This is a genomic window from uncultured Amaricoccus sp. (assembly GCF_937891315.1).
GTDB lineage: Bacteria > Pseudomonadota > Alphaproteobacteria > Rhodobacterales > Rhodobacteraceae > Amaricoccus.
The window spans coordinates 1-2,686 of record NZ_CALAGI010000152.1 but is presented as its reverse complement, the minus strand read 5'-3'; the positions used below and the strand labels follow the sequence as shown (position 1 = coordinate 2,686).

Sequence of the window (2,686 nt, the reverse complement as noted above, 5' to 3'; positions counted from 1 at the left end):
AGACGGACGGCGACACCCGCCATTCGGCCACGCCCGCCGTTCAACGCGCCGTCGTCACCGTCGGCGGCCAGGCCGCGGAGCCGGAAGACGACGAGGAGGACGGCATCAAGCCGCTGCCCGAGCGCCTCGTCATCGAGCTGACCGCGCATCGCACGCTGGCGCTGCGTAACGCGCTCGCCGAGCATCCCGACGTCGCCATGACCATGCTGCTGCACAAGCTGGTCAGCGATACCTTCCGGCGACCCGCGCCGACGGGCTGCCTCGAGGCCAGCGTCCGCCACGTCTTCTTCTCCGCCCAACCGGAGGAGCTGAAGGACAGCGGCGCGGCGCACGAGATCGCCGAGCGGCACGGGCGCTGGGGCGATCACGTTCCCGCCGACGACCAGGCGCTGTGGGACTGGCTCACCGATCTCGATCCGGGCACGCGCCTCGATCTGCTCGCCCATTGCGTCAGCTTCGGCGTGAACGCGCTGTTCGAGCGGCCGAACCCCTACGGATCGGGCGTCAGCCAGCATGGGCTGGATGTCCGCCTCGCCCAGGCCGACCGGCTGGCGCGCGCCACTGGCCTCGACATGGTGGTGGCGGGCTGGAGGCCGACGGTCGGCAACTATCTCGGCCGCGTCACCAAGCCCCGCATCCTCGAAGCCGTCCGGGAGGGCGCCGGCGAACGGGCCGCCCAACTCATCGACCATCTGAAGAAGGGCGACATGGCCAAGGAGGCCGAGCGCCTGCTGGCCGACACCGCCTGGCTGCCCGAGCCGCTGCGCCTGATCGATCCCCATGACGGGGAGGTCATCGAACCGGGCGCGGAGGCCGACGCCGACGACGAGGCCGCCTTGCCGGCCTTCCTCAGCGAGGACGGCGACGAGGATGCCGAAGAGATCGAGGACGAGGACGCCCTGACGATCGCTGCCGAATGACCCTCACGGCGGGGGAGCGGCGAGAGGTCGCTTCCCCGCATCTTCGCAAGGAGACCTTCCATGATTGAACCCGACCCGTCCGCCACGCGCCGCGTCGTCTTTCAGTATCTCGTGCCCGTCCACGTCGAAGTCGAAGACGGTCTCGTCGTTTGCGTCACCGTCATCGACGAAACGCCGGTGCGCGATCCAACCCTGGTCGAAGGCGAGGCCGGCTATCTGCCGGAAGCCGTCGCCGCCGCCGACGATGGCCAGCCCTGGCCATCCTGGCGGTTCGGCTACTGACCCCTTCGATCATCCCTCAACCGAGCCCGGCCATCGCGCCGGGCTTTCTCGTTTCAGGAGCCTGTCATGGCCAACTATTTCACCCATTTCTCGTGCCTGCTCGACGTCGGCACGCCCGAGAACGCCGCCCGCGCGCTCGATCTCTACAACACGCTGTCCGCGGAAGGCGCGTCGGAGGAACCACCCTCCGAGGGCTTCCTTCTGTCGATCGAGCCGCAATACGGCGGCACCGAACTCTGGATGCGCGACGACTTGACCGGCGATCCCGAGCGCCTCATCCAGTTCGTGAAGCGTTGCGCCGCCGAGTTCGGCCTCACCGGCAGATGGGGCTTCCAATACGCCAACACCTGCTCGCGGCCGCGTCTCGACGGGTTCGGCGGCGGCGCCCATGTCCTCGACCTCGCCACCGGCGAGACCGTGGACTGGATCTACACCGATGGCTGGCTTGCCCAGACCCTCTCCGACGAGGGAGGTCCGCTATGAGCATCCCCTCCCATGCCCGGAGCAATTTCCAGACCCTGCTGCGCGCGGCGGGCGACGGCAATCTCGCCCTCATGGAGTGCCTCGACGCGGTGACGGGCAGCCCGCGCTACGTCATCTGCGCCGTGGGGCGGGACAACGGCGACTACGTCTTCACGCCCTTCGGCCATCTCGCCGACGGCAATCCCTACGACGCCTATCTGCCGCCCGATCCCGACGATCCCGAAGGCTTCGTGCGGCCCGAGACGGGAGAGGCGCCATGACCGACATCGACGCCATCTTCGCGGCGGATCGCCAGCATCCGCCGCATGAACGGTCTCTGCCCTGGCCGGAGACCAGAGGCGGCCTCACCGTCGTCGTCGAGCCCAAGCCTCACTGGGCCGACGACATGCGGGCGTTTCGATCCGATGCTCGGGAATATTGCGCCTATGCCGACTGGACCGCGAACGGCGCTCGCGCGCGGTTCTTCGGCCATGTCGATACCTGCGGCGATGATCTGATCCGCAAGGCCCGCACGCTCGTCGCCTCCGAGATCGCGGATGGGCTCTGGCACTGATCCCCTCGAAAAGCGCCCCACCTCACGGTCGGGCGCTTTTTCCATGTGGGCGCCTTGAGAGTGAGAGGGCCGCCGGGACGGGTTTGAGCCGGTGCGGTCGAGAGAGAGCGCCGCGCGGGCTCGCCTTTTTCCGCTCTCCTTGAGGTTCCCACCATGACCATGATTTCCGCATCCGCGGCGGCGACCGCCGCCGCGCCGCTTCCGCTCGGCTCCAATCCCGAACCCGCCGCCGCCATCCTCGCGGCCGCCGGCCAGCTCCTGCCTCATCTCGAACGCGGCGAGCGCGTCGACGCCGCCGCCCTGCGTGCGGCGATGGAGACCGCCTTCGGCACGTCGGACGCCACCGGCGCCTGGGACTGGAAGACGGCCTATGACGCCTGCGAGGCGGCGACCGTCCTGCTCCTCCGCAAATACGGACGTGCGCTTTTCCGCAAAGCCGGGTCTCCGG

The 2,686-nt window shown here is 69.0% G+C and carries 5 protein-coding genes and 1 pseudogene; all 6 read left to right on the top strand.

Annotated elements, in window-relative coordinates; genetic code table 11:
• A pseudogene (locus tag Q0480_RS14835) lies at positions 1–920 on the top strand (DNA-binding protein); the annotation flags it as partial.
• Positions 921–980: 60 nt separating this feature from the next.
• The gene (locus Q0480_RS14830; RefSeq protein WP_053553347.1) at positions 981–1,202 is read left to right on the top strand and encodes a hypothetical protein; all 222 of its coding nucleotides are present in this window, start codon (positions 981–983) and stop codon (positions 1,200–1,202) included.
• A gap of 66 nt (positions 1,203–1,268) precedes the next feature.
• Entirely contained in the window at positions 1,269–1,685 is a 417-nt protein-coding gene (locus Q0480_RS14825) for a hypothetical protein (RefSeq protein ID WP_299134076.1), read from the top strand.
• On the top strand, positions 1,682–1,945 hold the full coding sequence (locus Q0480_RS14820) for a DUF6117 family protein (RefSeq protein ID WP_053553345.1): 264 nt from the start codon (positions 1,682–1,684) through the stop codon (positions 1,943–1,945). The genes Q0480_RS14825 and Q0480_RS14820 overlap by 4 nt, the downstream gene beginning before the upstream one ends.
• Positions 1,942–2,238, top strand: a complete 297-nt coding sequence (locus Q0480_RS14815) for a hypothetical protein (RefSeq protein WP_299134074.1) — start codon at positions 1,942–1,944, stop codon at positions 2,236–2,238. The genes Q0480_RS14820 and Q0480_RS14815 overlap by 4 nt, the downstream gene beginning before the upstream one ends.
• 153 nt (positions 2,239–2,391) lie before the next feature.
• Positions 2,392–2,686 (top strand): hypothetical protein (locus tag Q0480_RS14810; protein ID WP_299134072.1); only part of this gene is annotated, 295 nt, incomplete at its 3' end.

Excerpts from the sequence above, each read along its gene's own strand:
- Q0480_RS14830 (WP_053553347.1), top strand. The coding sequence starts at position 981 with ATGATTGAACCCGACCCGTCCGCCACGCGCCGCGTCGTCTTTCAGTAT.
- Q0480_RS14825 (WP_299134076.1), top strand. The coding sequence starts at position 1,269 with ATGGCCAACTATTTCACCCATTTCTCGTGCCTGCTCGACGTCGGCACG.
- Q0480_RS14820 (WP_053553345.1), top strand. The coding sequence starts at position 1,682 with ATGAGCATCCCCTCCCATGCCCGGAGCAATTTCCAGACCCTGCTGCGC.
- Q0480_RS14815 (WP_299134074.1), top strand. The coding sequence starts at position 1,942 with ATGACCGACATCGACGCCATCTTCGCGGCGGATCGCCAGCATCCGCCG.